22 protein-coding genes and 1 tRNA gene are annotated in these 26,546 nt (G+C 58.0%); 5 read left to right on the forward strand and 18 right to left on the reverse strand.

Features of this window, described 5'->3' with window-relative positions:
• Positions 1 to 56 precede the first annotated feature (56 nt).
• From RBB62_RS05470 to RBB62_RS05495, 6 genes are all read right to left on the reverse strand, one after another.
• Positions 57 to 1,049 (reverse strand): hypothetical protein, encoded by a 993-nt coding sequence (locus RBB62_RS05470; protein WP_309397726.1) that lies wholly within the window; start codon positions 1,047 to 1,049, stop codon positions 57 to 59.
• A gap of 164 nt (positions 1,050 to 1,213) precedes the next feature.
• Positions 1,214 to 1,924 carry a hypothetical protein gene (locus RBB62_RS05475; RefSeq protein WP_309397727.1) on the reverse strand — a complete coding sequence of 237 codons (711 nt, stop codon included), beginning with the start codon at positions 1,922 to 1,924 and terminating at the stop codon, positions 1,214 to 1,216.
• A gap of 418 nt (positions 1,925 to 2,342) precedes the next feature.
• On the reverse strand, positions 2,343 to 3,368 hold the full coding sequence (locus RBB62_RS05480) for a PqiB family protein (RefSeq protein WP_309397728.1): 1,026 nt from the start codon (positions 3,366 to 3,368) through the stop codon (positions 2,343 to 2,345).
• Positions 3,369 to 3,380: 12 nt separating this feature from the next.
• Positions 3,381 to 4,004 carry a paraquat-inducible protein A gene (locus RBB62_RS05485; protein ID WP_309397729.1) on the reverse strand — a complete coding sequence of 208 codons (624 nt, stop codon included), beginning with the start codon at positions 4,002 to 4,004 and terminating at the stop codon, positions 3,381 to 3,383.
• Entirely contained in the window at positions 4,001 to 4,645 is a 645-nt protein-coding gene (locus tag RBB62_RS05490) for a paraquat-inducible protein A (protein ID WP_309397730.1), read from the reverse strand. Before RBB62_RS05490 ends, RBB62_RS05485 begins: the two co-directional genes overlap by 4 nt.
• Before the next feature lie 73 nt (positions 4,646 to 4,718).
• On the reverse strand, positions 4,719 to 5,756 hold the full coding sequence (locus RBB62_RS05495) for a sugar phosphate isomerase/epimerase family protein (protein WP_309397731.1): 1,038 nt from the start codon (positions 5,754 to 5,756) through the stop codon (positions 4,719 to 4,721).
• A 233-nt stretch (positions 5,757 to 5,989) separates the two neighbouring features.
• Here RBB62_RS05495 and RBB62_RS05500 point away from each other — a divergent pair, with 233 nt between their 5' ends.
• Together RBB62_RS05500 and RBB62_RS05505 are read left to right on the forward strand one after the other, a co-directional pair.
• On the forward strand, positions 5,990 to 6,403 hold the full coding sequence (locus RBB62_RS05500; protein ID WP_309397732.1) for a DUF1281 family ferredoxin-like fold protein: 414 nt from the start codon (positions 5,990 to 5,992) through the stop codon (positions 6,401 to 6,403).
• 1,227 nt (positions 6,404 to 7,630) lie between these two features.
• On the forward strand, positions 7,631 to 8,077 hold the full coding sequence (locus RBB62_RS05505) for a hypothetical protein (protein WP_309397733.1): 447 nt from the start codon (positions 7,631 to 7,633) through the stop codon (positions 8,075 to 8,077).
• Between the two features lie 156 nt (positions 8,078 to 8,233).
• On the opposite strand, the gene gap is transcribed toward RBB62_RS05505, so the two are convergent.
• The 11 genes from gap to RBB62_RS05560 all read right to left on the reverse strand — a co-directional run bounded on the left by gap (position 8,234) and on the right by RBB62_RS05560 (position 22,253).
• Positions 8,234 to 9,259: a type I glyceraldehyde-3-phosphate dehydrogenase gene (gene gap / locus RBB62_RS05510; protein ID WP_309397734.1), complete on the reverse strand. Its 1,026-nt coding sequence runs from the start codon at positions 9,257 to 9,259 to the stop codon at positions 8,234 to 8,236.
• Positions 9,260 to 9,452: 193 nt separating this feature from the next.
• Positions 9,453 to 10,358, reverse strand: coding sequence for a tetratricopeptide repeat protein (locus RBB62_RS05515; protein WP_309397735.1), 906 nt, complete (start codon positions 10,356 to 10,358; stop codon positions 9,453 to 9,455).
• 42 nt (positions 10,359 to 10,400) lie between these two features.
• Positions 10,401 to 12,146 (reverse strand): BatA domain-containing protein, encoded by a 1,746-nt coding sequence (locus tag RBB62_RS05520; RefSeq protein ID WP_309397736.1) that lies wholly within the window; start codon positions 12,144 to 12,146, stop codon positions 10,401 to 10,403.
• Positions 12,143 to 13,042, reverse strand: a complete 900-nt coding sequence (locus RBB62_RS05525) for a DUF58 domain-containing protein (RefSeq protein ID WP_309397737.1) — start codon at positions 13,040 to 13,042, stop codon at positions 12,143 to 12,145. Before RBB62_RS05525 ends, RBB62_RS05520 begins: the two co-directional genes overlap by 4 nt.
• Positions 13,039 to 14,544, reverse strand: coding sequence for an ABC transporter permease (locus RBB62_RS05530; protein WP_309397738.1), 1,506 nt, complete (start codon positions 14,542 to 14,544; stop codon positions 13,039 to 13,041). The genes RBB62_RS05525 and RBB62_RS05530 overlap by 4 nt, the downstream gene beginning before the upstream one ends.
• Positions 14,545 to 14,552: 8 nt before the next feature.
• Positions 14,553 to 15,299: an ABC transporter permease gene (locus RBB62_RS05535; RefSeq protein ID WP_309397739.1), complete on the reverse strand. Its 747-nt coding sequence runs from the start codon at positions 15,297 to 15,299 to the stop codon at positions 14,553 to 14,555.
• Between the two features lies 1 nt (position 15,300).
• Complete coding sequence (locus RBB62_RS05540) at positions 15,301 to 16,254, reverse strand: ABC transporter ATP-binding protein (RefSeq protein ID WP_309397740.1); 954 nt, start codon at positions 16,252 to 16,254, stop codon at positions 15,301 to 15,303.
• A gap of 1 nt (position 16,255) precedes the next feature.
• On the reverse strand, positions 16,256 to 18,136 hold the full coding sequence (locus RBB62_RS05545; protein WP_309397741.1) for a hypothetical protein: 1,881 nt from the start codon (positions 18,134 to 18,136) through the stop codon (positions 16,256 to 16,258).
• A 2-nt stretch (positions 18,137 to 18,138) separates the two neighbouring features.
• The gene (locus tag RBB62_RS05550; protein ID WP_309397742.1) at positions 18,139 to 19,161 is read right to left on the reverse strand and encodes an AAA family ATPase; all 1,023 of its coding nucleotides are present in this window, start codon (positions 19,159 to 19,161) and stop codon (positions 18,139 to 18,141) included.
• Positions 19,162 to 19,164: 3 nt separating this feature from the next.
• Positions 19,165 to 20,475 (reverse strand): hypothetical protein, encoded by a 1,311-nt coding sequence (locus RBB62_RS05555; RefSeq protein ID WP_309397743.1) that lies wholly within the window; start codon positions 20,473 to 20,475, stop codon positions 19,165 to 19,167.
• Positions 20,476 to 20,630: 155 nt separating this feature from the next.
• Positions 20,631 to 22,253: a phytoene desaturase family protein gene (locus tag RBB62_RS05560; RefSeq protein ID WP_309397744.1), complete on the reverse strand. Its 1,623-nt coding sequence runs from the start codon at positions 22,251 to 22,253 to the stop codon at positions 20,631 to 20,633.
• A gap of 76 nt (positions 22,254 to 22,329) precedes the next feature.
• Here RBB62_RS05560 and RBB62_RS05565 point away from each other — a divergent pair, with 76 nt between their 5' ends.
• The 3 genes from RBB62_RS05565 (at position 22,330) to RBB62_RS05575 (ending at position 24,330) form a co-directional block, all read left to right on the forward strand.
• The gene (locus tag RBB62_RS05565; protein WP_309397745.1) at positions 22,330 to 22,533 is read left to right on the forward strand and encodes a hypothetical protein; all 204 of its coding nucleotides are present in this window, start codon (positions 22,330 to 22,332) and stop codon (positions 22,531 to 22,533) included.
• Between the two features lie 40 nt (positions 22,534 to 22,573).
• A complete protein-coding gene (locus tag RBB62_RS05570) occupies positions 22,574 to 24,124 on the forward strand; it encodes a xylulokinase (RefSeq protein ID WP_309397746.1) in 1,551 nt (516 codons plus the stop codon).
• 130 nt (positions 24,125 to 24,254) lie between these two features.
• Positions 24,255 to 24,330, forward strand: a tRNA-Arg gene (locus RBB62_RS05575).
• 357 nt (positions 24,331 to 24,687) lie between these two features.
• Here the strand turns inward: RBB62_RS05575 and rpsA are convergent.
• Positions 24,688 to 26,349, reverse strand: a complete 1,662-nt coding sequence (gene rpsA / locus RBB62_RS05580; protein ID WP_309397747.1) for a 30S ribosomal protein S1 — start codon at positions 26,347 to 26,349, stop codon at positions 24,688 to 24,690.
• Between the last annotated feature and the right edge of the window lie 197 nt (positions 26,350 to 26,546).

Below are 26,546 nucleotides of genomic sequence, written 5' to 3' on the forward strand. Positions count from 1 at the left end.
AAGTCTCGCGAAGTGATGAGCTCCGCGAGACTTGCGTTTAAGGGTTATGGAGCTACTTACCAGGCGCTGTAATACTGATATGAGTGGATGGCCACACCGGCGACTACATCGGCATTCGATGGGAGGTATGGACTCAGGTAAGACTCTAAGAGTGCAATGTTTGAGTTGAGGTCGAACTCTCCCTCTTCGTTGAATGTTATGTATTCAGGAGAGAAGGGGCCTGTCTCTAATCCATGCCAGATTTTAACTGCCGGAGTGTTGAGCTTTGCGTAGTTGTACTCATCTTCTGCGATAGAGAATGAAGAAAAAGCGTCATCGCGATAGGCCATAATCGCGATGTAGGAATTATCAGCATTGGACACAATGTCGAACAGGTGGAATGTCGTTTCCTGCGTGAGGCCATTGAATGTGCGGATATAGTCGCTATTATCGTACCAGAAGGGGATGGTAAAGCCGATGGGTAATTCGGGCATGGCGTAGATCGATTCGTCCGTTAATTGCTCTGCGACGAGTAGTAGGCCATTTAGATATGCGAGCTTTTGCTGATTGGTTGCGTTCGACCATGCCGTAAGGCCGTGGGGCTCAATGTCCCAATTGAAGCCATCGAGGCGTGCATTGCTAGCTTGGTTGTAATTGAAATTCACTGCTTTCTGCATGCGCCCGAGGGCTCTGCTATGCTGGCTGTTCAGGCAAAATGATGGGTCGCCATCCAAAGCATGGACTTGAAGACCGAGGTTATGCGCCGCGATGTTAAATTGCCCTAACTGGGGGTTGGTGACAGGGTGCTTGCTGCTGTAGGCAGAGTCGCTGGGGGCTACAAATGCGCTGCCAGTGTTGATGAAGATCGTGGTGATGCCTTTGGTCGTGCAGAAGTTGAATAAGTCAGAGCGTTTTGTTGAGTTGGTTATGCATTCTGCATCCCATACCCAGAGGGCGCGATCTAGATTTGCTCGGAGTAAGACTGCGCTAAGCAAGAATATGCACAGGCTGGTCGCCAGGATTTTGGAGTAGCTTCCCTTGCACAAGGGAAGATTTGTGTAGTCGTACATGGATTGCCTTTGATGATGTTAGTGTTTTGCGCCAAGCATAGCTCAGCTCACGCCATGAATTATTTCATGCGCGGTTACGAGGGGATGGGGGGATGCAAAAATAGCGCGATTAACAACTGAATCGCGCTATTTAAAATGGTCCGTGTTACCTCGGATGCTAGTATTTAGCTACGCTTACGGCGTATAAGTAATACTGTGCCAATCATCATCACGCCGAAGCCGAGCGCGTAGGAGCTAGGTTCTGGAATAGTAGATGCGGCAATCGAGCTGATAAAGGCAGTTTGCCCTACATTGGATTCTTGGCTGTTCTCGAATCTGAGGCGGATATTGGTAATATCAGTAATGGTTGAGGAGAATGATCCGCTACCGTTTGTTCGCTGCATCATGCTTTCTGATAATTCGAATGAAAGCAGAGAGTAGGAGTCTACATTCGGTTCTTGGGCAAAGCTTAATGATGTCTGCCATATTGTGCCATCGCTCGATTGAAAGGCGACTTTAAGAATCGTGGGTACGGTAGGAGATACGTTACCGACATCAGTTTCGACGTACAGGGAGATATCGAGGAAGTCATAGCTGCTGAGGTCCAGATTCGTGAGATTGATACGGCGCATGTTTGCGTTGTTTCCATCAAACCAGTTCAAACTGAATTTGGCGGCATTGCTACCGCTAACGCCTTCGCCAGCTGCAAGGGTTGGTGCCCCAGAGGAGGCGGCAGTGCCGAATGAATTCCAGTTCGTCTGTAGCGCAGCAGTATCGCCGTAGCTATCAAAATCATCAATTACGAGTGTTTGCGCATTTGAGATCGTAGCGCTCATTAAGAAGAGCGCGAGAGCAGTTGTTTTTAGGATATATTTCATGGTAATCTTTTGTTTCATTCAATGAAGTAAATAATGTGCGCGTTGTCAACGTATTTCTGGAGGTGTATAAAAAATTTTTGATCGAGATAGGTTAGAACGGCATGACAATCTCGGGGCAGTGCTTGCTAAGGCCGACAATGATGTGTTTCTCGAATTTCCGTTTGGTTGAGTTCAATTAAATGCCTACGTTAAGTGTTCTAGGCGCACACTTGCATATTTAGATTTACTTGGATGAGAACTTGAATGCCGGAGTGCTGATTTCGGCCTCTATCAGCGTCGGGTTTTCGGATGTCTCCGGCTGACAGGGTTTTTTGTTTCTAAATGCTATGAGCCCGACCCGAAGCTTTCGAGAATTTACCCAGAATATGAGATGATGGCACCGCGGCGGTTGAAACAGGCATGAATGAGTCGGCGCTGTCGTGCTTGAAGTCTCAGCCTACTCGTGGCGTCCGGGCGGGCTGAAAGGCCTCTTCGGTTCAGACTCGTCTTTGACGTCCTGAGTGCCAGCGGGGGTGGCAATGGTCGCGTCCTTCGAGGCAGGGATGCCGCTCACGCTGACTGACTTGGCGAGCTTCTCACTGACCAGGGGCAAGTCGATGGTGGGCGACCACTCGGTCCAGTCGTCATCTGGATCGTCGAAGAGCTTGAAGACGGTGTTGTCGGCAACCTCGGCGCCCATCTCGTCATTTGGGGGGGTGGCGAAGGCTATGCCGCCTTTGAAGAGCGCACTGAGAGACTCGGTTTTCACCTTGGCACCAAACAGGCCGAGGCTCATGCCGATCCCGGATGCGTTCCAGAACTTCGTGTTTTCGCGGACTAGCGGCGCGAATTCATCCTTGATGTGCACGTGGGCGTGGACGGTGCGTGCATCACTGGCTAGGTAAACTTGGTCAACTTCGCCAACTTGATACTCGCGGTAGTAAACGGGGTCGCCGTTGCTGAGAGAGCCAAGCTTCTCCGCTTGGAGAATTAAGTTCAGGCCGGGTTCGCGGGGGCCAGCAGGTGGTTGATCGGGCAGGCCAACATATTGGTGAACGGTCTTGCCGCCTTTGCCTGGAGCGACGCCGATATACGGGCCGCTGAGCAGGGTGTCCAAGCCGCGCACCCCACCAAAACCAATCTGCGGACGCACGACCCAGAAGGCGGCATCTTCGGTCGCCAGGCCAGCTGCGCTTTTTTCCAGACGTGCCCGGACGACCACTTTGGACAACTTTTCGTCCAGGTGCACTTTGTCCACTGAGCCGACTTTGACGCCGAGGTATTGGATCTCCGTTTTACCCGCAACCAGGCCTGAACCGTCGGTGAAGGTGATCTCGATCTCCGGCCCGCGCATGGCGATCGCACGGTAGGCCAGCCAACCGGCGATGGCGAGTGCGATGATTGGCACGACCCACACGATCGAAAAGCTGTGGTGCTTGGTGATGGTGACTTCGGGTAGCGATTCTTTGTCTTTTTTATTCATGGAGAGAATCAGTTAAGGGGACTCCGCGCGGTCCCAGATAATGCGTGGATCGAAAGTATTGGCGGCAAACATGGTCACGATGACGACGCTGGCAAAAAACACCGCGCCGATCTCCGGGCTAATGGTGGCCACCTGCCCAAGGTCCACCACCGCGATGAGGATGGATACCAGGAAAACATCGAGCATCGACCAACGGCCAATCAGTTCAACGATGCGGTAGAGCCGGGTGCGGTCGCGCGTGCGGGTGCGGTGGCCGCGCTGGACGGAGAAAAGCAAGTAGGCGAGGCTCACCAGCTTCATCAGGGGGACGGCTACGCTGGCGCACAGCACGAGTAGGCCGATGGCCCACATGCCGCTTTGGAAGAGCTCAATGACGCCGCTCATGATGGTGTCCGACTCGGGGTTGCCGAGGATGCTGATCGTCATGACCGGAAAGAGGTTGGCCGGGATGTAGAGAATGAAGCCCGCGATGACGAGTGCCCAGGTGCGTGAGACCATGCGCTCCATGCGGCTTTCTACGCGGCCGCCACAGGTCGGGCAGTAGAGGGCACCGTGGGCTTTCTCCGGCAAGCGTGAGAGCTGGCCGCAGGTTTCACAGGCCACAAGCTGGTGACTGCGGGCGGTGGGGCGGCTCATCCGGCGGCCTCCTGTTTGTGGTGGGCATAACGATCCCAGAGGAGGGTGGGGTCAAAGTTCATGCCCGCAAACACCGTGCACGCCAACACGCCCGCGAGGCAGAAAAGGCCGGGGCCGGGATCGACTTTGGCGAGGTCCGCGAGCTTCACAAAGGTCACCAGGCACGCCAGAATGTAAACATCGACCATGGCCCAGCGGTTGAGGATTTGCGTGATGCGCAAGCGGTGGGCGAACCAGATTGGGTAGCGGTTGAACAGCGCGCAGGTATTCACCACGGCTAACCCGAGCAGGAAGACGAGCGGGAAGACCACGCTGGTCAGGAAGACGAGTGTCGCAATGCCCGGCATATGATACTCGTTGAACAGGTCAAACGGGCCGGAAATCAGGTCGTTGGACGAGTGCACGCCGTAGGAGCTGATTGCCACTAGTGGGAAGACATTCGCGGGAATGAAAAGCACCAGGCCGGCTAGTGAAAACGCCAGACAGCGCTGAATCGGGTTGACCAAGTTGGAGAACAGCCGGTGCCCGCAGGAGGTGCAAAGGCCGTCGCCGTCGGCGGTTGGCGCCGGCTTGCGGTGCAGCGCGTCGCAGCTTGGACAGGCAATCCAATCGCGACCAGTATGCAGCCCCTGATCTTTCATTGGGGCGGATTGAAGTGTATCACGCCCCAATGCGCAATCTTGATTTAGGCCTGTTGTCCGCTATTTGCTGGGCTTACTTCTCCTTGTCGAAGGCGGCGTCGAAGGCAACGTCGCTGGTCGGGAAGTCGATGCTGCGGACGAATTCCGCGGCTTCCGTGGCGCCGTGGAAACGGTCCATGCGGATGTCTTCCCATTCGACGGAGAGCGGGCCGGCGTAGCCAATGTCGTTGAGCGCGACGATGATGTCTTCAAACATGATGTCACCGTGGCCGAGGGAGCGGAAGTCCCAGTAGCGGCGCGGGTCTCCAAAGTCGGTGTGGCCGCCGAAGACGCCTACGTCGCCATTGCCGTGATCCCACCACACGTCCTTCATGTGGCAGTGGTAGATGCGGTCCTTAAAGGTGCGGATAAACTTCACGTAGTCGACTCCCTGGTAGCCGAGGTGCGACGGGTCGTAGTTGAAGCCAAAACGTTTGTGCCCCTTGAGTGCCGCGATTGCGCGTTCGGCGCTGGCAATGTCAAAGGCGATTTCCGTCGGGTGGACTTCGAGGGCGAAGTTGACGTCCACCTTGTCAAAGGCGTCGAGGATGGGCTTCCAGCGCGTGGCGAAGTCCTTGAAGCCGTCTTCGATCATCTGTGTGGAGACGGGCGGGAAGGAGTAAAGGTAGTGCCAGATGCTGGAACCGGTGAAGCCATTGACCACGGCGGGCAGCTTGCAATCGTCGAGGCCCTTTGGCTTGAGGTCCATGAATTTCCGACAGGCCTTGGCGGTGGCGATCATTTCCTTGGCGGCACGCTTGCGAACGCCTTCCGGCTTGCCGTCGCCCCAGACGTAGTCGGGGATGATGGACTTGTGGCGCGCGTCGATGTTGTCGCAGACGGCCTGGCCGACGAGGTGGTTGGAAATGGCGAGGCAGGTCAGGCCGTTGTCGGCGAGGAGCTCCCACTTTTCCTTGAGGTAAGTTTTCTTACCGGCCTGGGAGACGTCAAAATGGTCGCCCCAGCAGGCGAGCTCGACGCCGTCGTAGCCCATTTCCTTGATCTTGGGCGCGAGAGCTTCGAGGGAGAGGTCGGCCCACTGGCCGGTGAACAGAGTGACGGGTCGAGACATAACAGTAGGAGTTAGCGGTTTTGCAGAGGAGTTCGGATGAACTGTCCCTGTTTCAACTGTTTTAGCCCTCTGATTCAATCGCAAACAGACAAAAGTCCCCCTAAATGCCCTCTCGAGCGGTGAATTTCACGCATTTGTCATGGGTTTGGTGGCTGGCAATGCGTCATCGGAACTTTTTTGACTGGCCAATTTAGTTTGCGGGCACTTAAGTGCGCGACTTTGGTTTTCTTATAATGAGTCTGCACATCGATATTGATAACGTAATTGCCGTGGCGTCTGAGAACGCCGAACAGCGTGAAGCCGCCCTGGCAGCGGTCAAGCAGCTTGCCGCCGAGGCCGGCGATAAAGTGCAGACCAGCGAAGACCGCGTATTCTTCCACTGTGAATGGGAGCCGCCTTTCAAGGCCCTCAAAAAGCTCTCCAAGGAAATGCCAGATGTAACCTTCTCGCTTTGGGCTGAAGCTTTTCAAGAGCACCACTGGATTTGCAAGGTCGAGTATGTCGCCGGTAAGGGCGATGAGCAGACACTGTCCCGCATTGACGACGAGTTCGGTGGCGTCTTCCAGGAAATCTTCGGTTGTGACGACGTATCCTGGGAAAAAACGCCACAGTCGGCCTTCCTGGGCTGGTTCCCGAACGAGCGCTAGTGCGCGTCGGAAATTACAGAGCACAAACTAAAATTTTGAGACTGGGCGTAGTTGATCAACAGCGCTCACGAATCGATTACCAATAAGCGTCAGATATCTGGCGCTTTTGTTTTGGGAAGGAATGCTGAAGGTTCCGTTTGGGAAATTTGCACCGTGTGCGGCAAATCCATCGGCGGCCTTTGAATTTGCTCACAATTTTTTGGAGGCGAAGAGCTGGACGACAATGCCGCCGCGATATGGAGTGCGCCAGTCCTCTGGCGCTTTCGAATGGAACAAAGCTCATACGAACCCTTTTCTGCTTTCGCAAAATGCTAAAGCGGCAGAGGACTGGCGCACTCCATATCCGAGGACAACGCTCGAACTATTTCCTTTAATCATTTTCCTTTTCCTCTCCCGCAGGGGGCCGGGGGGGGGGGGGGTAAATCCGCCTTTTTCAATTTCAAAGAACACTGCCCAACCCGCCCGCTCGCCGGAAACGAGGCGCAGGTGGGGCCAACGCGGCTCAGGGGCCGCGATGTGAACGTCGACACTGCGCTGGGCAGGCTGGCATAGAGGGTCCGGTATGGAACTGATTTGCGGTAGCATTGGGCGTCGATCACCGGGCATTTTACACCTACCCGGTGGCGAATGGGCCCGCTGTCGCAACGCTCACATGACGGCCGACTCGAAAGCCCCCGCTTGGCGTCGACTGGGATACCGTCGCGGCAATGGCTAAGGCGGATGGAGTTGGATGGGAGAGTTCATTGGTGTGTAAGGTTGGGAGTGTGTAGAGTGTGTAGAGTGTGTAGGGTGTGTAGGGTGTGTAGGGTGTGTAAAGTGTGTGGGAGTAGGAGGAGCGCGAAGCTTCAGCGAGTGCTACGTAGGATGAGCGTTCTGTGGAGTAGTCGCGTTAAGTAGCATAGGCGTCCCGCCTGTGCGCAGTCAGATGGGGGTAGGGCACAGGCGGGACGCCTATGCTACTTAATACGCCACTTAAGTGATCAATAGAATACTAATGCTTTCCGGCCTTTTGCCAATGGAAAAGTGCTCACTTGAGCATTTTAATAGTGAGTAGCTCTCACTATTAACCCGCGTTGGGCATCAAGGACTTAGGGCGCGGAAATTAGTGGAATGTGATAGATGTCCTCTGTGGGACGAAAATTAGAGATCGTAACCGCTCTGGCCTGTAGTGCGATACTGGTGGGGATTTTTGTACCGATTTCGTCCTCAGGTGGACGGGATATCTCCATGCCACGCACGCGGATTCAGTTTGAAAGCTATGTCGCTGTTTTGGAGGCGTTTAACCAAGAGTACGGGCGCTACCCAGCTTTTTTTCAAGGACGCGAAAGCGTGAATCTCGCCGAGCTGCCGGATATTAAGAGCTACGTTGCGGCCTTCAGTGGGGATTCAATCGATGGCGTGCGGAATCATAACGCAGCTCGGGCGGCTGGGAATCGAAAGTGCATCACCTTCTACAGCTTTCCAGAACATGAGTGGCAAACGCCGAAGGGCTGGGACTACCCGACCATAGTCGATGGCTTTGGCAACCCCAACATAGTCCTGGTCGTGGACCAGAATGGGGATGGCAAAATCACTTTACCGATCGACGGCGTGCCTACCGAGGTAAACGGTAGAGTCGTCGTCTATTCGATTGCGGACGACCCGAAGCAAGCGTTCTCGACGTATCGGCCTTGAGCCGCTGCTTCGTCCACTTTCAACCGCCCCTACCATTTGCGCACTGCGCAAATCCGGATGCGACGCATCCGACGGTGCAGCGGGACGCTGCAAAAAACCGCCCCCGGAAAGCCGGGAGCGGTTGTAAAGGAATGTTCCTTGGGTTTAGGGGACTGCTTAAAGCAGGCCAGCAACCTTTTGGATGAGCTCGACGCAACGGTTGGAGTAGCCCCACTCGTTGTCATACCAGCTAACGAGCTTGAAGAAGTCGTCGCTGAGGCCGATGCCGGAGCCGGCGTCGAAGATGGAGGAAAGCTCGCAGTGGATGAAGTCGCTGGAGACAACTTCGTCTGCGGTGTAGCCGAGGATACCCTTGAGGGAGCCTTCGGAAGCAGCCTTCATCTTTTCGCAGATTTCCTCGTAAGAGGTCTTCTTTTCGGTCTTCACGGTCAGGTCCACAACCGAAACGGTTGGGGTCGGAACGCGGAAAGCCATACCGGTGAGCTTGCCCTTAACTTCCGGCAGCACGAGGCCAACAGCCTTGGCGGCGCCAGTGGTGGAGGGGATGATGTTGATCGCTGCGCTGCGGCCGCCCTTCCAGTCCTTCATGCTCGGGCCGTCAACCGTCTTCTGGGTTGCGGTGTAGCTGTGGACCGTGGTCATGAGACCTTCAACGATGCCGAACTCTTCGAGGACCACCTTGGTCATCGGAGCCAAGCAGTTGGTGGTGCAGCTTGCGTTGGAAATGATGTTGTCGTCAGCGGTCAGGGACTCGCAGTTGACACCGAGAACGACGGTCTTGACGCCGTCACCCTTGCCGGGAGCGGAGATGATGACCTTCTTGGCGCCAGCGTCGAGGTGGCCCTTAGCCTTCTCGTCTTGAACGAAGAGGCCGGTGGACTCGATGACGATGTCTACGCCGAGCTCGCCCCAAGGGAGAGCTGCCGGGCCTTCGCGCACGGAGAGGCTCTTGATCGTGTGGCCGTTGACCACGAGCGTGTCGCCGTCAGGCGCTTCGACGGTGCCATTGAAGCGGCCCTGAATCGAGTCGTACTTGAGGAGGTAAGCCAAGTTGTCCGCGGGGACGAGGTCGTTGATTGCAACGACTTCAATTTCCGTGCCGAGGAGGCCCTTGTCTACAAGAGCGCGGAACACGAGGCGACCGATACGGCCGAAGCCGTTGATACCTACTTTTACTGCCATGATATCTGTGTTTGTTGGTTCTGGTTGAAAAACTCCGTGCAGAGTGGTGTGGAAGGTGGAAGCAAAGCCTGATTCCAACCCTTTGCAAGCGTTATTCTGCACCAAGCCGGTTTGCCGACCTTTTGCAGCTGAAACGCTGCTGAGAATCGGCAAATCCTAATTTAAGTCAAGCCTGGTATAAGAAAAAGTTTTGTTACGGTTGCGGCGTGGCTGACGTGTTGGGCAAGCTTTGAAGCAATTCCTTGGCGTGTTGGTGGTTGGGCGCCAGCTCCAGGGCTTTCTCCAAATGAACGCGCGCGGCGTCGGGCAGGCCCTGGCGGAGCAGGAGCTCAGCTTTAACCACCGACACTTCGGCATACCAGGGCGCGGCCTGGCCGCAGCGGATGATCAACGACTCGGCTTCCGCGGCCCGGCCGTCGACGCCGTATTGGCGGGCAATTTCCGTGGCGACGACGATTTCCGGCGAGTCGGTTTGCTGCGCAGTGATGCGCTGCTCCCAACTGCGGCCCATGATTGCGAACAGGTTGACGCTCATCAGGCCGACCCAGCCGATGGCGAGCACGCTCGTGGCCCGCCAACCGTGGCGGCGGATCATTGCCTGGCGGCCACGCTCGGTGTCGCGCCAGAATTTTACCCCGCGCACAAAGAGCGCCGCGACGGTGAGCGAGAGCCCCATGCCGCCGAGCAGCAGCGGAAAGTGGTCGAACGGCGTGACGAGCCCCGGCGCGATGCCGCTGAAGGGGATCATTTCGACAAAGGAAATGATAACCCCGTAGAAAATCCACGGCTCGATCTTTTTCAGCCGCCACGCAAAGCGGATGAACAGGACCAGGATCAGCCAGTAGAAGAGGCCCTCGCGCATGACCGCGCCCGGGGCGACGGTAAAGGTCAGCGGCTCGCGCGCCATCGGCCAGAGCCAGTAGCCGAGCTGCTCCAGGATCAAATGCGGCGCGAGGAGGATGCGTTGGCCGAGGGAAAGCGCGGGCAGCAAAGTCGTTTCGACCGGGCTGGCCTCCTGCCACAGCCAATAAAAGCTGGGCGAGATCAGCCAGATAAACGCCGCGACGGGCAGGATCGACTTTGCTGGGGTGAGTTTCACGGCGACAGCCAAGCGCGGCGCTATGGCCCGAGGCAAGGCCAATTACTGGTTGCGACCGGCGAAATGATAGCTCGCCAGCATCGCGCCGACGAGGAGCAGGCCCCAGAGCGGGGTGAGGAAGTCGTCCTCGGTGTTTTGGCGGATCAGCTTTTCGTTGCCGGCGGTGAGGTCGTATTCGGAGGCGGCGGCGGTGAAGTCGGCCTCGCGAATGTCGGCAAAGCGTGCGGCCCCGCGGAGCATGGGTTGGCCTTCGTGAGTGATGGTGAAGAGCGCGGGCTCGGCCGGGGCGTTCCACGAAGCAAGCGGAGTGCTGGCGCCGTCTTTACTTTGCATCGCAAAGTTTGTGGCGCCGCCGGGGAGTTGGAACGCTTGGTGCGTTTCGAAATTTTCCCGCCAGGGCGTGGTGCGTTGCTCGCGGGCGCGCGTGAAATAGCGGTTCATCAAAATGACGTAGGCGGGTAGGCGGTCGAGGTTGCTCTGCTCGGGGTCAAAGCGGAACACGAGCACGCGTCCGGCGACGCTTCTTTCTAAATAGATGAGTGGCTCGGCGCCGGACCACACGAGCACCTCGGCTTGATCGCTGGGGGGCAGGGGGAGCTCTTCGCCGCGCTGCATCACGAGGCCGTTGAAGGTAATGCCTTCGACGAGCGGGTGCTGCTCCACGAACGACTGCGGCGCGGAGAGCGTCGTGCCTTCGGCGGGGAGCTTGGCGAAGGCGATAGCGTTGGGCTCGGCGAGCGAGGTGAGGCGGTCGGCGGTCTCAAGCGAGTAAATACCGATGTCGGTCTGGCCGTCCACATTGCCATAGCGCAGCGCGGGCATGCGGTCGACGACTTTGCGAATCCACGTGGTGAACTCCTGCCCGCCAAAGAGCTTCACCGCGACAGGGCGCATCTGCGGGCTGACGATTGGCGCGCTGTTGTCGATAGTGAAGTCGTCGTTTTGGAGACGCAGTGTGATGGCGGATTGGTCGGCGGGGAAGGCGCCCCCGACACGACGCACGCCTTGCGCGGGAATGGTGATCGTTTGCGGCTCAGTTTGCTGTCCGTCGTCGCTGGCGATCCACCATTGGCGGGTCTGCTCAGTGTCGCCGTAGTTGCGAATCATCGCTTGCCAAATCATCTGTCCGTCGCGGCTGTTCGCGCGGACGCCGGTGAAGCCCACGTTGGGCAACGCTTGGCCAACGGTGACAACTTCTGCCAGCGAGGAAAACTCCAGGGCGGGCGCATCGGTCACGTAAATTACGCGGCCTTCGCGGCCCACGGCGACTTGCGCAGCGCGGAGGGCGTGCGTGGGATCGTGCGCGCTGCGGTTGGGGTGGTAGTCGGCCAAGCTTTGCGATGCAGAGTTTACATCGTCGCCTTGATAAAAACGCGAGCTCGTTGGGTGTGAATCACGGATAAGCCACGTCGTGCTGCCGGCGAGGCGACGCGTGTCGGCGAGTATGCGGTCGACGGTTTGCGCGGTTTCGCCCGTGAAGGCGCTCATCGAGGCCGAGGCGTCGAGGACGATGGCAACCTTGGCAGTGGATTCGTCTTTGATGATGCGCGGTTGCGTGAGCAAAAGCGTGAGGAGCAGCGCGGCAAGGATCTGCATCCAGAAGGCCCACGAGTGGCGCCAGAATTCCCAGCGTCGCCCGCTCCGGCTCTCGGACTTCGGCTTGGGCATCAGGAAGAGCGTCGAGACGAGCACAGGGCGCGCCTTGTGCTGAAAGCAGTGGATGGCGATGATCGCCGGGATCGCGAGCAGGCCAAGCAGCCCCCATTGGTTGGCGAGGAAGAGGTTCATGCGCCGAGCACCTCCACGGCTTGCGAGCCGAGGGCTTCGCGGGTGAGGGCGGGAACGAGCTCGCCGGTGGAGCGCACGCGGGCGAAGTCGATGGAGCGGCGGCGACAGGCATCACTCCACACCGCGAAGTGGTTGCGGTAACGCTGGCGATAGGCCTCGAGCTCGTTGACGTTGAGGTTGTGCGTTTGGCGGGCGTCGTGCTCGCAGTCAACCAGCTCTACGTTGCCAATCCAGTTCGGGTTGGCCTCCTCCTCGGCCCACGGGCAGAAGATCAGGCAGCGCATGCGGCCACCCGAGAGAATGTTGACGACCGCTTCCGGCGCGCTGGGAAACAGCAGGTCGCTGACGATGACGCGGAGCGATTGCGCGCGCCAGGGGACGCGGTCAAAGTGGGGGACGGCGGGCACCGAGCCTGCGGTGGCGATGAGGTCCAGCTTGCCGCTGTGGAGACTCTCGACTGCGATGGGCTTCACCTTGTCGCCCACGATTTGGTAGGCCTTGAGCTGGGCGTTGATTTGAAACGTGCTTTGCGATGCAAAGTAAAGCAGCTCCAGCGCGCGTTGCGCTTTCTCCGGCGTGACATACATGGAGCTGGAGGCGTCGAAGACAAGGTCCACCTGCGGGCTGACTTCCTCGCGGTAGAGCTTCATGGTGTAGTGACCGCTGCGGGCGTAGGCCTGCCAGTTGATGTGGCGCGGGTCGTCGCCGGGGACGTATTGGCGGTGGTCCTGAAAATCAATCGAGCTGCCGATGCCCATGCCCGCCCAATTGCCCGCCTGCCCGTGCCAGTTGTCGCGGCGGAATGACAGCTGGATGACGCGTGCCGCGGCTTCGGCATTTTTCAATGCTTTGCGATGCAAAGTTAAGTCGGGCAACTGGATGGCGTCGGCGCTCATGCTTCAATGGGTTCGGCATGCGCTGCGTCGGCAGTTGCTTGCTGCTCAGCTTTTTTACGTTCGTTGATCGCCTGAGCCTGTGCTTCCAGCGCTGATTGTTGAGCCTTCATGCGGGCGGAGCCAACTACGATGATGATGATGTAGCTGAAGATCGCGACGGCAGCGTTGCCAATCAGATAAAGGTCGAGTTGGGTGGAATTGTTTTTAATAAGCCCCAGGCAGAGCACGCCGGCTTGCGGCAGCCAGAAGAGTCCATCGGTGATGGGCCACTTCTTGACCTCCTCCGTGAGCATGGCCAGCACGCAAACGCAGATTAGAACGAGTTGCACGAGCATGAAGAGGCGCACGCCGCCATTGCGCATTCTGAAAATGACAAAGATCGCACGCGGCATGAGGAGCGAGCCGACTACGCCCAGAATCATGAGCATGAATTTCGGGGTGTTGCCGGGACTGCCGGAGCGGTCAAAATAAAATACGGTGGCGGTGTAAGCGGCAAACATCATGACGACGAAGCTGGCACCCGAGGGCCAACCCGGATATAAGAAAATGCGGCTCAACGCGCGTAATACACTGCCGCGGCGCAGGAATGGACAATAGATGCCAGGCAGGGCAACGGGCTCATTGACCATGCAACTGATGCTGACGGCAATCAGTGCGAGGCTCAGCGAAAACAAGGCTAGCGCCATCGTTGCCTCTTGCTGCGTGAGGTAGGCCAGGCACCACATGATGAATAAGCCGATCAGGTAAAAACGCTTGGGCGTTTCGTGGTTTTCCGCGAGGGGGCTGATGCGTGCGCTGGCGAACTCCAGGAGCAGACCACCACTAAGAATGGTGATGAGCAGAATGAGGGGGACGATGACATAGAAGTTGTCGCCGGTGATGATGTCCAGCGGGTTGCTCCTCAAGAGAGAAGTGTTGTCGAAGATGTTTACCAAAATGATCACACCGATGCACAATCCGATGGCCACGAGGACGCGGAGGATCTTGCCCTTCACTACCGAGACGCAGATGGCTAAGCCGGAAAAAATTAGCGAGAAGTAAAGCAGGATGCTAAGCGTGATCAGATCGTAGAGCGGATTCACGGCGCCAGTGAAATACCGCAGCACGATGTAAGGCAGCAGCGAGAGCACCACGAGCAATCCCTGGAAATTCAGCGAGAGCCATTTGCCAAACACAATGCCGCGCGAGCGCATGCAGGAGAGTTGAAGCAAGTCCAGGCGCGCATCATCAAATTCTCGGCCCAGCGCATTGAGCCCCGACAGCGGCAGAATGAACAGCAGATACACGCCGACAATGCTCCAGAAGAAGGCGTTGATTTCTTCCATGTTGCTGGCGCCGGTCGCGGCGGCCATCACGAAGATGACAAAGAGAATCATCGCGATCTGCACCGTGACGAACACACCAACAAATTGCTTGGAGCGCACGGCCTGCTTCAGTTCCTTGAGGAGAACCGGGTTGACGAGGTCGCTGGATTCGCGGTTGCCGAGAAGTCGTTTGAGCATGGTAGAGGTCAGAGTGCGGCCATTGGTGTGGTGTCAAAAACTGCGGCGGATGCGACCGCCTGTCGGTTGAGCATGCCGCTGGCCGACATGAAAAAGAGAAAGCTAAAAAACGATTGAAACATGATTAGGATAGCAATGCCGCCAATGGGGCCTGCCCCAGCCGCCGCCGTCCCCGCCATGCCGGAAAAGAGGAACAGCAGGAAGCCGCCGAAAAGAAAAAACACAACGCGGCCCCAGCGAGTCCGCGCCGCTGAGGAACTGACCGTTAGGGTGGTCGCAATGATGGATGCGTAGAGTATGCCCGCAACAGTCAGAAGCTCCTGTATGGGATTTATCGCGCCTGCAAAGTAACGCACAGTGAGGTAGGGCGCAAGTGAGAGGACGGTGAGCCAACCTTGAATGTTTAGAGCAAAGAGTTTGCCCAGCAGAATATGGTTTGTGTTGAGTTGAGTAATAACGAGCAGCTCATGACGGCCGTCGCGATACTCTTGGGCGATGGCGTTGAAGCCCATGAGAGGATTCAAGACTACCACGTAAATGCCGATGATCACCCAGAATATGGCGCTGATTGATTGGACCTGTCCGGTTGTTGTCGCGGTAGCCATACCGAAGGTGACGAAAAGGATCATGGCGAGTTGCACGAGCACAAAGGCGCCCACAAAAAAACGGGAGCGCACGGCCCGCTTAAGCTCGCGCAACAGGATTGGGTTAAAGAAATCGCTGAACTCGCGTTCGCCTGTGAATCGCTTCAGCACGTCAGTTTTTCTTGATGGTTAGCATGTCCACAAAGGCGTCTTCGAGGCGCTTGGGTTCGCGGTGGAAATCATACACTTCGATGCCGTGCGCGAGTAGTGTTTGGAGTAGTTCGTGGAGGCTATCTTCGACGTTGCCCCCGTCTTCAATGACGAAGTTAACGGACGCGCCTTTGGGCAAGTTTTCGCGCACGGCCATCTGCTCGTGCTGCTCGATAAACTGCTGCAGCTTCTCCGGCGCGCCCTTGGTGAGGATGCGCAGAACAAGGCCCTCGACGGAGCCGTTGGTTAGGCTGTCGGCGTCGCCATGATGGACAAGGCGTCCGGCGTCGATGAAGAGCAGGGAGTCGCACATCTCGCCGAGCTCGGAAAGAATGTGTGAGCTGATGAAGAGCGTCTTGCCCATCTGCTTGAGCTGGCGCACGAGGTTTTTAAACTCAAGGCGCGCCTTGGGGTCGAGGCCGGCTGCGGGCTCATCGAGGATCAAAACTTTGGGGTCGGAGAGCAAGGTGCGACCGAGGCAGAGGCGTTGCTTTTCGCCCTTGGAAAGTGTTTGGCAAGGGCGCTCGGCGAGGCGGTTGAGCTCGGTGAAGTCCATGACCTCATCAATGCGGGCGCGTCGCTTGGTGCCACGCAGGTGGTAGGCGCGGGCGAAGAAATCCATGTAGTCGAGCACGTCCATGTTGGGATACGCGCCGTAGTGGTCGGGCATCCAGCCCACGAGGTTGCGGACTTCGCGCGGGTGGGCGAGGGTGTCGTAGCCGGCCATTTCGATGAGGCCGTGGTCGGGGTTGTCGAGCGTGACCATCATGCGCATGGTGGTCGTTTTGCCCGCGCCGTTGGCCCCGATGAACCCCACGACACTGTTGGCGGCGCAGGAGAAACTCAGGCCGCCGACGGCCTGCACATTGCGGAAGCGGCGGTGGACGTTTTCAACTTTGATCATCGTTTCAGCCATGTTAGTTGCCCCCCTCTTTGACGATTGGGCCAGCGATCAGCGTTTGGTGATTTTGCCAGTCGATGTTCTTTAGCGTTTCGGGGTAGGAGTCCTGTACTGGCTCCGCTCGCGCGTAAAACCACCCCTTGCGCGCGGCGATTCTGCGGTTGGGGGCAAAGAGCTCGGAGGCTCCGCCCTGATTGGCGCGCTCAAGCCACCATTTTCGGAAAGCTTCCTTGGTACTGGGCGCTGCTTGCGCGCTGCGGCCGACGCCGAGATCGTGCACGAGCCAGAAGTCGCCATCGTCATCAATGTAATAAAGTTCGCGGCAATTAGCTTGCAGATTGGAGCTGATCGTCGCTTCGCCTTTGCCGGTTTTGACCAGCACGGCTTCGCGCGATGGTGTGACGTTCATCAGCCGGTTCCATTGGAGCCGGCGGCTTTGATAATAATCGCCCGAGTAGCGGTTACTTTGCATTGCAAAGTTACCGTCGCGGTCGAGTGTTGAGTTGGGCAGCTTGGACCCGATGTGGATGTAGGTTCCGGTGTCGGGAATCTCGAAAGTATCGTTCATCAGGATGCCCGTGACGGAGAGCTCGTCTTGCAGATTGATGCGGGTCTTGCGCGCGGAGTCGAGCAGGACGATGCGGCTGGTTTGACCTTCGCCACCAAAGCCATCGCTGAGGATGATGCTCATGACGATCAGTAGCGAAAAAATAATTGAGATGGCCGGGATCGTAATGAACACGCGCCAGCGGTTGCGGCCGCGCGCGAACATGAAGAAGTTCACGGGGCCGACGATCACGCCGAAGGCAATGACGCTGAGGATTACGATACTGTAGTTGACGCTCTCGATCTGGACCGTGTTTTCGAAAAACATTGCTTCGCCGGATACCTTATCCAGCTTTTGGCTAAGCTTGCTCTCCTGCTCGGTTGGGGGCGGTGCGAACTGAATGAACTGGCTGTCTTGCGGTTTGTAGGCGTAGTTGATGAAGTTATTTTTGCTGCGGCCAAAAACATCGGAGGGAAGGCGATTGTGGCGGTCGAAGCGCTTGGTGGTGGAGTCTGGAATGCTGGCAATCAAGGCGCTGATTGCTTCGACGCTGTCATCAAATACGATGACGCGGCCGAGGCCGAGGGTGCGCAAGTGGCCGCCTTCGGGGAGGTCGCTTAGGCTGGCGTTTAGGCCGTCTGCGGGGTCAGCCAAAATATGGAGCGTACCCTGGAGCATGAGCCAATCACCAATAGCGCGGCGGGCGCTGGGCTTGAGCTTTTCCCATTCCTCTTGGCTGAAATAAAGGCGGTCGAAGGCTTGGTAGGCGCGCCAGTCTTCGGGGGCAATGCTTGGCGTGAGCGATACGTAAAAAATGGCGTTGCCGTAGTTGTTGATCTTGTTGGTCAGTTGGAGCCCAAACTTGCTGTAGAGGTCGTCGGACATGCCGCCGAAGGCCTCGATATCGTCCGAGCGGTAGCCGCTAGAGTTCCGTGTGAAGGTGGTGGACTGTTTGATGCCAGTGCCGGAGAAATTAACGCGCAGGTTATTGCTGCGGTATTGGTTGGCCAGTGGGCAGAGGAATTCAAAGGTGCGCGTTTCGCCCGCAGGAACCTCTAGCGTCGCGTTGGCGTGCATGCTAACCATAGCCTGGTAGTACCCGGAATCGCAGAGACTGCTGACCTGCCAGCGTCCGTCGTTTTTCGACTTGTTCGTGACGCGAATATACATCGGGAAATAGCCTTCCCGGCCGTAGGGAATCTGGTCCCACGGTAGTTGGGCGTCGATCTGAATGCCAGCCGTCGGGCTGGAATAAATCGGGTAAAACCCGGAGGCGGCAAACGAAGATGTCGCGAAAGTCGCGGCCAGCAGAGTAAGCGCTAGAAGCAGGAGAGTGCGGAGACGGCGCATGATTACTTGATTTTGGCGGCGGACAGGCTCTTGGGCAGCTCGGCTTCCTCGGGGTTAATTTCTGCGATCAGCTTCGCAATGAAGCTCTCCGGTGTGACGCCCTCCATGCGGTCCTGGTAGTTGATAATGATGCGATGCCCGAGCACGTGGGGTGCTGCCATGCGCACGTCGTCCACGCTGGCGTGAATCCGGCCTTCGAGCAAGGCGCGGGCGCGGGCGGCGCTGGCCAGGCCGATTGCGGCGCGCGGGCTGGCGCCAAACTTAATCACCTTGGCGGCGGTGGATTCATTGGGATACGTGGCATGCACGAGGCGCGCGATGTAGCTTTTAACGATCTCTGGTAGGAAGACTTTATTCGTCAGCTGCGAGATGCGCGCGAGCTGTTCGCCAGTCATGGATTTGCGGACGACGGGCTCTTGGCCGAGCGTGCGGGCGGTGATGATTTTCTCCAGCGTTTCCTTGGACGCGCTGTAAACATTGAGCTTGAACAGAAAACGGTCGAGCTGCGCTTCGGGCAGCGGATAAGTCCCCTCCAGCTCAATCGGATTCTGCGTCGCAAACACAAAGAACGGAAACGGCAGCGCGTAGGTCGTGCCCATGACGGTGACGCGGCGCTCCTGCATTGCCTCGAGTAGCGCGGACTGCGTCTTCGGGCTGGCGCGGTTGATTTCGTCGGCGAGGAGGAGGTTCGTAAAGACTGGGCCTTCCTGAAAAACGAAGGTGCGCTGGCCGTCTTTTTCCTGAAGCATCGGGTTGCCGGTGATGTCGCCTGGGAGCAGGTCGGGCGTGAACTGCACGCGCTTGGTGTCGAGGTCGAGCGTCTTGGAAAAAGTGCGGACGAGCTCGGTTTTGCCGAGGCCGGGCAGGCCTTCGAGCAGCAGGTGCCCGCCAGCGAGCAGGGCGAGGATCACGGTCTCGATCAAGGTCTCCTGTCCGAACAGGATTTCGTTAACGGCGGCACTGAGGCCCTTGAGCGCTTGCGAGGCTTCGGCGGCGGTTTGTTCGGTCAGGGTGGTGTTATCCATTGGTTACTGAAAGTAGTTTTCGAGCAGTTGGCGCTCTTCCGGGCTGAGTTCGTTTTTCCAGACCACGTCGCCGCCCTCGCCGAGGGAGGCTGCGCCGCTGGTGTTCGTGATGGTAAAGGCTTCGCCGGCTTCGTTTTCGTCGGGCGCGCGATCCTGAATGGCGATGGTGTCGCCGAGCGATGCGTTGCGCAGGTCGTCATTGCTGACGGCTTCCAGCTTGCCCGGCTTGACGCGGGATTCCGTGGCGTTGGCGGTGAGGGGGGCGGCGCCGGGGCCACGGTCGATACCGCCATTGCCGGGCATCATGCATTGGCCAGCGATGAGCAGCATTTCTTCGAGGTCTTCGGGATCCAGCTTGGCCATCATCGCGACGAGCTTGCCGTTTTTATCGAGCTTGCCTTTGACGAGCTTGTACTTGGACGGATCAATGCCTGAGCAGGCCTGGCAGTCGCCCATCTTCTTGAGCATCTCCATGAGTTCGCCATCAATGGGCATGGTGCCGAGCTGCATCTTTTGAAGTGACTTGGCAAACTCAGCATCGAGGGCCTTGGCTTGCTCTGAGAAGGGCTCGTTGCCGACCTGGCGCATGGCATCCATCATGGCGGATGCGTTCATCATTTCCTGCGCAAGTTTTTGGAGATCTTGCTGGGTTTGGTCGCGTAAATTGTCACCCGCCTCGAGGCTGCTTTGGGTGAACCACTGCTCGGCGGGCTGCTGGCGGAGCTCGTTCAGCTTTTCCTTGAGCTCCTCCAGGGCGACTTCTTCGACGACGTCATTTTCCTCCAACTCTTCGACCCACGCTTCGAGCTCTTCCCAAGCTATGGGCTGCTCGGGGTTGGTGATGGCCACCTTGGCGTCGGCTTTGTCAACGGGAATGAGACAGCCAACGATCAGCAGGATTGCCGACGCCGAGATCGGAGTGGCGATGGGGCCCCAGTTGAAATTGAACGGAGCGCTGCGCTCGGCGGGCAAAGGTGGCCAGGCAATGATGCCCTCTCGGGCAGCGGACAGCGCGCTCTTCAGGCCGAGGTGTTCTTCGAGGCGGATTAGGCCGTCGCGCTGCGTTAAAAAGCGCTTCCAAGCCAGCCCCAGCGCAATCAGGGCCAAGACGACGGCCCCGCCAATGTAGCTCCAGATAATCACGTCCTGCGGCCAACGTTGCTGCCGCGCATAGATGACGCCGACAGCGGAAATCAAATTCCACGCCAGGAAAAGCGGCAGGTAGCGCTGCATCCACCAGAACAGGTTTGCCCCCCAAGCCGTCCAGCGGGCATGGCGCATCCAAATTTGTTCTGTCTCAGTAGAAGGCGGCATATTACAGAATCATGCTATCAGATAACACTTCAGCGCAAGAAGTTCCATCATTACTTGCAACGTCCCGTTGCATCGGAGGTTTTTCGCATTGCGAAAAAGCGGTGAGGCAGGTGGCGGCAGGGCTGGAGGTCGCCGCTTAGCGGGACGGGCGCGTCCTATTTTGACCAGCGTTTCTGCTCTTTGAGCATCAGCTTGGCCGTATTGTGGCCGCTGGCGCCCCAGACGCCGCCGCCGGGGTGGGTGCTGGCACCGGTCAGGTAGAGGCCCTTGATCGCGGGGATTTTGTAGCTGGACAGCTCGGGCATTGGGCGGAAGCAGAACATCTGGTCGAACGACATTTCCAGGTGCATGACGTTGGCGCGCAGCATGCCATGGAGGCGCTCGATTTCGAGCGGAGTCTGGATGTAGCGGTCGATGACTTTGGCTGACGTGCCCGGCGCGTATTCATCGACGGCGGCCAGGAGCTTGTCGGCTTCGCGGTCGGCAATGTCGTCCCAATGCTCGCCGTTGCGCAGCTCGTAGGGGTGGTATTGGCCCCACACAAACATGACGTGCTTGCCCGCCGGGGCGAGGGTGTCGTCGAGGCTGGAAAAGGTCATCACGAGCGGGATCGGCTTCTCCGGCGGACGGCCCGCCAGATAGTCGCCATAAGCGGCGTCAAGCGCCTCGCGCGATGGGCAAAGGAGCTGCAAACCGCGGTGCATTTCGCCCACGCCTTTGTTGTCGTAATTGAAGCCTGGGTAGTCGGGCAGACTCTCCATCGCGCAGCGAACAATCATGCCGAAGCCGTTGCCGACGCGGAGCGACTTCGAGCGCTGGCGAATCTCGTCGGGCAGGTCAGGGCAGTCGGCGAGGAAGTTATCCAGCGTCGTCTTAATGTGCGTTGCGGCAACGACGGCCTTGGCCTCGTGGCGGTCACCGTTTTCCAGCTCAATGCCGGTCGCGCGGCCATTGCTCGTGATGATGCGCTTCACGGGCGCATCTTCAAAGACTTCGCCGCCGTCGGCGATGATGCGCTTTTTGAGCGCCTGGGTGAGCGCGCCGCTGCCGCCCTTGGCCCGCTTCATACCCGACTGGTGATACATCGCGTGCCAGCCGGCGAAGTCGCCCGAGGCCGCCTCCGAGGGCGGGGGACCACTCTGCGCGGCGAGCCAAATAATGGCCGTGCGCAGCGCCTCGTGCTCGAAGGTTTCCAGGACAAGCTGGCCGTAGGGGCCCATGAGCTTGCGGACCATGTTCATGTGGTCGCTGCCCTTGAGCGAACGTCCGAACATCGTGCTGACGAGGTTCCACGGCGTCGGCGGTTTGAGAAAGGCGTCGAACACGCCCTCGTTGAGCTTGCCCCAGGCGTCGACAAACGTGCGGTAGGCCTCGGCGTCTTTGGGGCTGATCTCGGCAATGCTTTGGCAGGTCTTTTCGACGTCGCGATAAAAGGCGATGCCTTTGCCCGGCTGGCCGGGGAGGGGGTAGTAAGCCCAGGGGTCCATCTCCAGGTATTCGAGGCCGTATTTGGAGAGCTCGAGATCGGCGAGGACCGGCGTCTGGTGGATCATCACGTGGGCCGAGCTGCCGACGTCGATCTTGTAGCCGGGGATCTTCGTGGTGTCGGTACAAACCGCGCCGCCCACGGTCCCGCGCCGCTCAAACACGGCGACCTTCTTACCGGCCTGCGCGAGGTAGGCGGCGCAGATCATGCCGTTGTGCCCGGAACCAACGATGATGGCGTCATACGAAGACATGCCGCTAACGGTGAGGGCTGGCGCGGCGTTGGCAAGCACGATAGCTAGGCAAATGCTCTGTGAAATCTATCTACGGTTACCTGTTCGTTAATTCAGCGTTAGACAATCTGCCACGATGAAGCGCTTTCTTCTCGCACTTTCATTCATACTTGGCGCGTTGCCTGCCCAGGCGCTTGTCATCTCGCAAACCAGCACTCTTTTAGATGAGTTCGCGGTTGAACTGGGTCAGATTCTGCGAGCGCATGGCGACTTCAAATTGACTGAAACTGCAATGTTTTTGTCGAACCGCGCTATTTCCAAAAACGCGCGCATCGCGTAAAGTATTCGTCGAACCGCCAACCCTCAACATTCTCAGCCGCATGCCCCTCGTTCTTGGACTCGACGCTTCCACCCAAAGTTTTTCCGCACTGGTGATCGACACCGAGCGCGGCGCAATCGTGGCCGATGCATCGGTCAACTTCGGCCAGCGCCTGCCTGAATACAACGCGCCGTCCGGCTACATCCCTGATGGACCGGCGGGGGAGGTGCACGCTAACCCACTGATGTGGCTCGATGCCTTGGAGCTGCTCTTGGAGGATTTGTGCGGCTTGTGTGACCTCTCGCAAATCGCGGCGATCTCCGGCGCTGGGCAGCAGCATGGCTCGGTTTACCTGAACGGAAAATGGGTCGACCGCGTGAGCATGCTCGACGCAAACGGCAAACTCAGTGAACAGCTCGCGCAATGCCTGGCGCGCAAGACTTCGCCGATTTGGATGGATACATCCACGGGTGCCGAGTGTGCGGAAATCGCCGCTGCCGTCGGCGGCAATGAGGTCGTTTGCGCGAAGTCGGGCTCGGTCGCGATTGAGCGATTTACCGGCCCGCAGATTCGCCGTTTTTATAAAACCGATCCCGGCGCTTATGCGCGCACGGAGCGAATTCACTTGGTTAGCTCGTTCATCTGCTCGGTGCTTTGTGGGGCAGATGCGCCACTCGACACCGGCGATGGTGCTGGCATGAACCTGCTCAATGTCGCAACATGGAACTGGGATGTCGCGCTGCTTGAGGCGACGGCGCCCGGGCTTAAGGACAAGCTGCCGCCGGTCGTGCCGGGTGCGACGGAGGTTGGTTATTTGTCAGACTTTTTTGCGGAGAAATACGGGATGCCAGCAGGCATTCCGATCACCGTGTTTACGGGAGACAACCCGAGCAGCCTCGTCGGCATGGGCGCGAGCCAACCGGGCAAGGTGGTGGTTTCGCTGGGGACGTCGGACACCTTCTTCGCGGCGATGCCGGGCATCGTGACGGACCCCGCGGGCTGTGGTCATGTGTTTGGCAATCCGCTGGGCGGCCCGATGTCGCTCCAGTGTTTTATCAATGGCTCACTTGCGCGCGAGGAGGTCAAGGGCCGCTTTGGCTACGACTGGGCGCGCTTCACCGAGGCGCTGGAATCCACGCCTGCGGGCAACGAGGGCAAGCTGATGCTACCCTTCTTCCGCCCCGAAATCAGTCCACGGCTGGACTGGATACAGCCGGTGCTCGCTGGTGGCGAAGCCTTCGAAAATTGGCAGGAGCCGGCTGCCGCAATCCGCGCCTGCGTGGAAGGGCAGTTCATCAACCTCAAGCAACGCAGCGCATGGATGCAGCTCGCCCCTGAAGTGATTTTCCTAACCGGCGGTGCCTCGAAAAATGACGCCATCGCACAACTCGCCGCCGATGTCTTCCAAACGAAGATCCAACGCCTGGCGGTGAGTGGCTCCGTGGCTCTCGGCGCTGCCATGCGCGCCGCAAACAGCACACTCGGCCTCGACATCACATCGCTGGAAAACACCTTCTGCCAACCTGAAGCCGACAGCGAAATACGCCCACTGGCCTCCACCGAAACCTACGCTAGTCTGGACGCCCGTTTCGCGGAGTTAGTTACGCGTTAGCCTTCGCTTAATGGATTGGCGTGGATGACTCGCCCTGCGGATTTGCTTGCCGTTGTTTTTCGCATTGGCATAGTTTCCGCCTTTGTTTCGAATAAGAAGCAACAGTCGGTAAGTCTCTACCGGCCAACTTGGGGGAGTAGCTCAATGGATAGAGCAGCGGTTTTCTAAACCGTTGGTTCCGGGTTCGAATCCCGGCTTCCCTGCCACTATAATGTAAGACTTAAGGGGTTTTTGAAAGATTCCTGCCTCATTCCTGTATAAGCAGCTAGTGATAGCCGCTTTGGTGGATGATTTGCCCCGACTCGCTGACCTCGATACTGTTGACTCTACGTCATCTACAGTGCGATTTGCCGCGTGGTTTTGTCAGTCTGCGCTGGTGGATTTTGTTAAAAACTCCAGTGGGGCTTGCGGGAATACACTGGTGTTTCCGGGGGAATCGAATTTGAGCGCGCTGGATAGCGGCATGAAAATTGGCGACGCGGGCCCACTGCGGTTTAGTGACTACAAAAAACCCCGGCCATTGCTGACCGGGGTTTGGGGAAATCGGTTGGGCAACCGTGGGCTTAGCCCTTGGTGGCTTCGTCGAGGATGTCGCCGAGGCTGGTGAGCTGCTCGGAGCCTTGAATGCGGTCGAATGCAGCAACTTCGGCGGCCAGCTGATCCTGGTCGTAAGAAGCGGCCTTGATCGAGAGACCCACGCGACGCTCTTCGGCGTCGATCTTGATGACGCGGGCGTTGACTTCCTGGCCTTCGCTGAGGACGTCCTTGATCTTCTCCACGTGGTCTTCGGCGATCTGGCTGATGTGAACCAGGCCGTCGATGCCGTGCTCGAGCTCGATGAACGCGCCGTAGCCGGTGAGCTTGGAAACCTTGCCCTGCACGATGTCGCCGATCTTGAAGTATTGCTCGATGTTGTCCCATGGGTCTTCCATGAGCTGCTTCATGCCGAGGGAGATGCGCTGGTTGTCGCTGTCGACGTCGAGGACGATCGCATTGATTTCGTCGCCCTTCTTGACCACTTCACTCGGGTGGTTGACCTTGCGGGTCCAGGACATGTCGGAGACGTGAACCATACCGTCGATGCCTTCTTCCAGCTCGACGAATGCGCCGTAGTTGGTGAGGTTGCGCACCTTGCCGCGAACGCGGGCGCCGGCCGGGTAGTTGTGGCGAGCCATATCCCAGGGATTCGGCTCGAGCTGGCGGACGCCGAGGCTGATCTTCTGCTCGTCCTTCTGGATGCCCAGAACAACGGCTTCGATCTGATCGCCAACCTTGAGCACTTCGCTCGGCTTGTTGATGCGCTTGGTCCAGGACAGCTCGGTGACGTGCACGAGGCCTTCCACGCCTTCTTCCAGCTCAACGAATGCGCCGTAGGGGACGAGGTTAACGACCTTACCAGCAACCTTGGCGTTGACCGGGTACTTGTGCTCGATGTTGTCCCAAGGATTGGAAACGGTCTGCTTGAGGCCGAGGGAAACACGCTCGCGGTCGCGGTCCACTTCGATGATCATGACGTTGATCTCTTCACCCACCTTGAGCATTTCGCTCGGGTGGCTGATGCGACCCCAGCTCATGTCGGTGATGTGGAGGAGGCCGTCGAGACCGTCGAGGTCGATGAACGCACCGTAGTCGGTGATGTTCTTAACGGCGCCACGGCGGACGTCGCCCGGCTTCACTTCTTCGAGGAGCGTGCGGCGCTTTTCGAGGCGCTGCTCTTCGATCAGCTCGCGACGGGAAACAACGATGTTGCGGCGCTCGGTGTTGATCTTAACGATCTTAAAGTCGTAGGTTTGGTGCAGGTATTGATCCAGGTTTTTCGGGGGCTGGATGTCGATCTGCGATGCCGGCAGGAAGGAGTCGACGCCAATGTTGACGATCAGACCGCCCTTGACCTTAGCCTTCACGCGGCCAGGAACGATGGAGCCTTCTTCGCACTGGTTAACGATGTTTTCCCAGTTCTTCTTTTGCTCGGCCTTGTCGAACGAGAGGATGGGGTTGCCTTCCTTGTCTTCGACCTTTTCGACGTAAACTTCGATCTCGTCGCCGATGGACAATTCACCGATGTCCATGAATTCGTTGGCGTTGATCGAGCCTTCGCTCTTGCCGCCGATGTCAACAATGACTTCGTTGGCGCGAATTTCGGTGATGGACCCCTTGACGATGGCGTGGGGGAGGAGGTTTGCGAAGCTGCTTTCTGCCAGCAGCTCTTCCATTAATGAACTCATATGGTGGTTATTTGGATGTCGTGTCCGGCGTTAGCCAGCCACGGGTTGACGGTTATGTTGTTGGTTTATCTGTTCTTTTGTGATGCCGCCGTGGAAACCCACTTCGGCGCAAAGTATTGAAAACACAGTGTTTTGGGCCCGAAGGCAAGCGAATATTGAGTGGGGAATGCGGAGTGCGGAGTGCGGAATTTGAGAGG

The organism is Cerasicoccus maritimus, assembly GCA_031296935.1.
Classification (GTDB): Bacteria; Verrucomicrobiota; Verrucomicrobiia; order Opitutales; family Cerasicoccaceae; genus Cerasicoccus; species Cerasicoccus maritimus.

Bases quoted from the DNA above. Each gene is read 5' to 3' on its own strand.
- rpsA (WP_309397747.1), bottom strand. From the start codon at position 26,349: ATGAGTTCATTAATGGAAGAGCTGCTGGCAGAAAGCAGCTTCGCAAAC.
- RBB62_RS05470 (WP_309397726.1), bottom strand. From the start codon at position 1,049: ATGTACGACTACACAAATCTTCCCTTGTGCAAGGGAAGCTACTCCAAA.
- RBB62_RS05495 (WP_309397731.1), bottom strand. From the start codon at position 5,756: ATGTCTCGACCCGTCACTCTGTTCACCGGCCAGTGGGCCGACCTCTCC.
- RBB62_RS05525 (WP_309397737.1), bottom strand. From the start codon at position 13,042: ATGAGCGCCGACGCCATCCAGTTGCCCGACTTAACTTTGCATCGCAAA.
- gap (WP_309397734.1), bottom strand. From the start codon at position 9,259: ATGGCAGTAAAAGTAGGTATCAACGGCTTCGGCCGTATCGGTCGCCTC.
- RBB62_RS05520 (WP_309397736.1), bottom strand. From the start codon at position 12,146: ATGAACCTCTTCCTCGCCAACCAATGGGGGCTGCTTGGCCTGCTCGCG.
- RBB62_RS05545 (WP_309397741.1), bottom strand. From the start codon at position 18,136: ATGCGCCGTCTCCGCACTCTCCTGCTTCTAGCGCTTACTCTGCTGGCC.
- RBB62_RS05570 (WP_309397746.1), top strand. From the start codon at position 22,574: ATGCCCCTCGTTCTTGGACTCGACGCTTCCACCCAAAGTTTTTCCGCA.
- RBB62_RS05550 (WP_309397742.1), bottom strand. From the start codon at position 19,161: ATGGATAACACCACCCTGACCGAACAAACCGCCGCCGAAGCCTCGCAA.
- RBB62_RS05505 (WP_309397733.1), top strand. From the start codon at position 7,631: ATGCCACGCACGCGGATTCAGTTTGAAAGCTATGTCGCTGTTTTGGAG.
- RBB62_RS05500 (WP_309397732.1), top strand. From the start codon at position 5,990: ATGAGTCTGCACATCGATATTGATAACGTAATTGCCGTGGCGTCTGAG.
- RBB62_RS05530 (WP_309397738.1), bottom strand. From the start codon at position 14,544: ATGCTCAAACGACTTCTCGGCAACCGCGAATCCAGCGACCTCGTCAAC.
- RBB62_RS05490 (WP_309397730.1), bottom strand. From the start codon at position 4,645: ATGAAAGATCAGGGGCTGCATACTGGTCGCGATTGGATTGCCTGTCCA.
- RBB62_RS05565 (WP_309397745.1), top strand. From the start codon at position 22,330: ATGAAGCGCTTTCTTCTCGCACTTTCATTCATACTTGGCGCGTTGCCT.
- RBB62_RS05485 (WP_309397729.1), bottom strand. From the start codon at position 4,004: ATGAGCCGCCCCACCGCCCGCAGTCACCAGCTTGTGGCCTGTGAAACC.
- RBB62_RS05475 (WP_309397727.1), bottom strand. From the start codon at position 1,924: ATGAAACAAAAGATTACCATGAAATATATCCTAAAAACAACTGCTCTC.
- RBB62_RS05555 (WP_309397743.1), bottom strand. From the start codon at position 20,475: ATGCCGCCTTCTACTGAGACAGAACAAATTTGGATGCGCCATGCCCGC.
- RBB62_RS05480 (WP_309397728.1), bottom strand. From the start codon at position 3,368: ATGAATAAAAAAGACAAAGAATCGCTACCCGAAGTCACCATCACCAAG.
- RBB62_RS05540 (WP_309397740.1), bottom strand. From the start codon at position 16,254: ATGGCTGAAACGATGATCAAAGTTGAAAACGTCCACCGCCGCTTCCGC.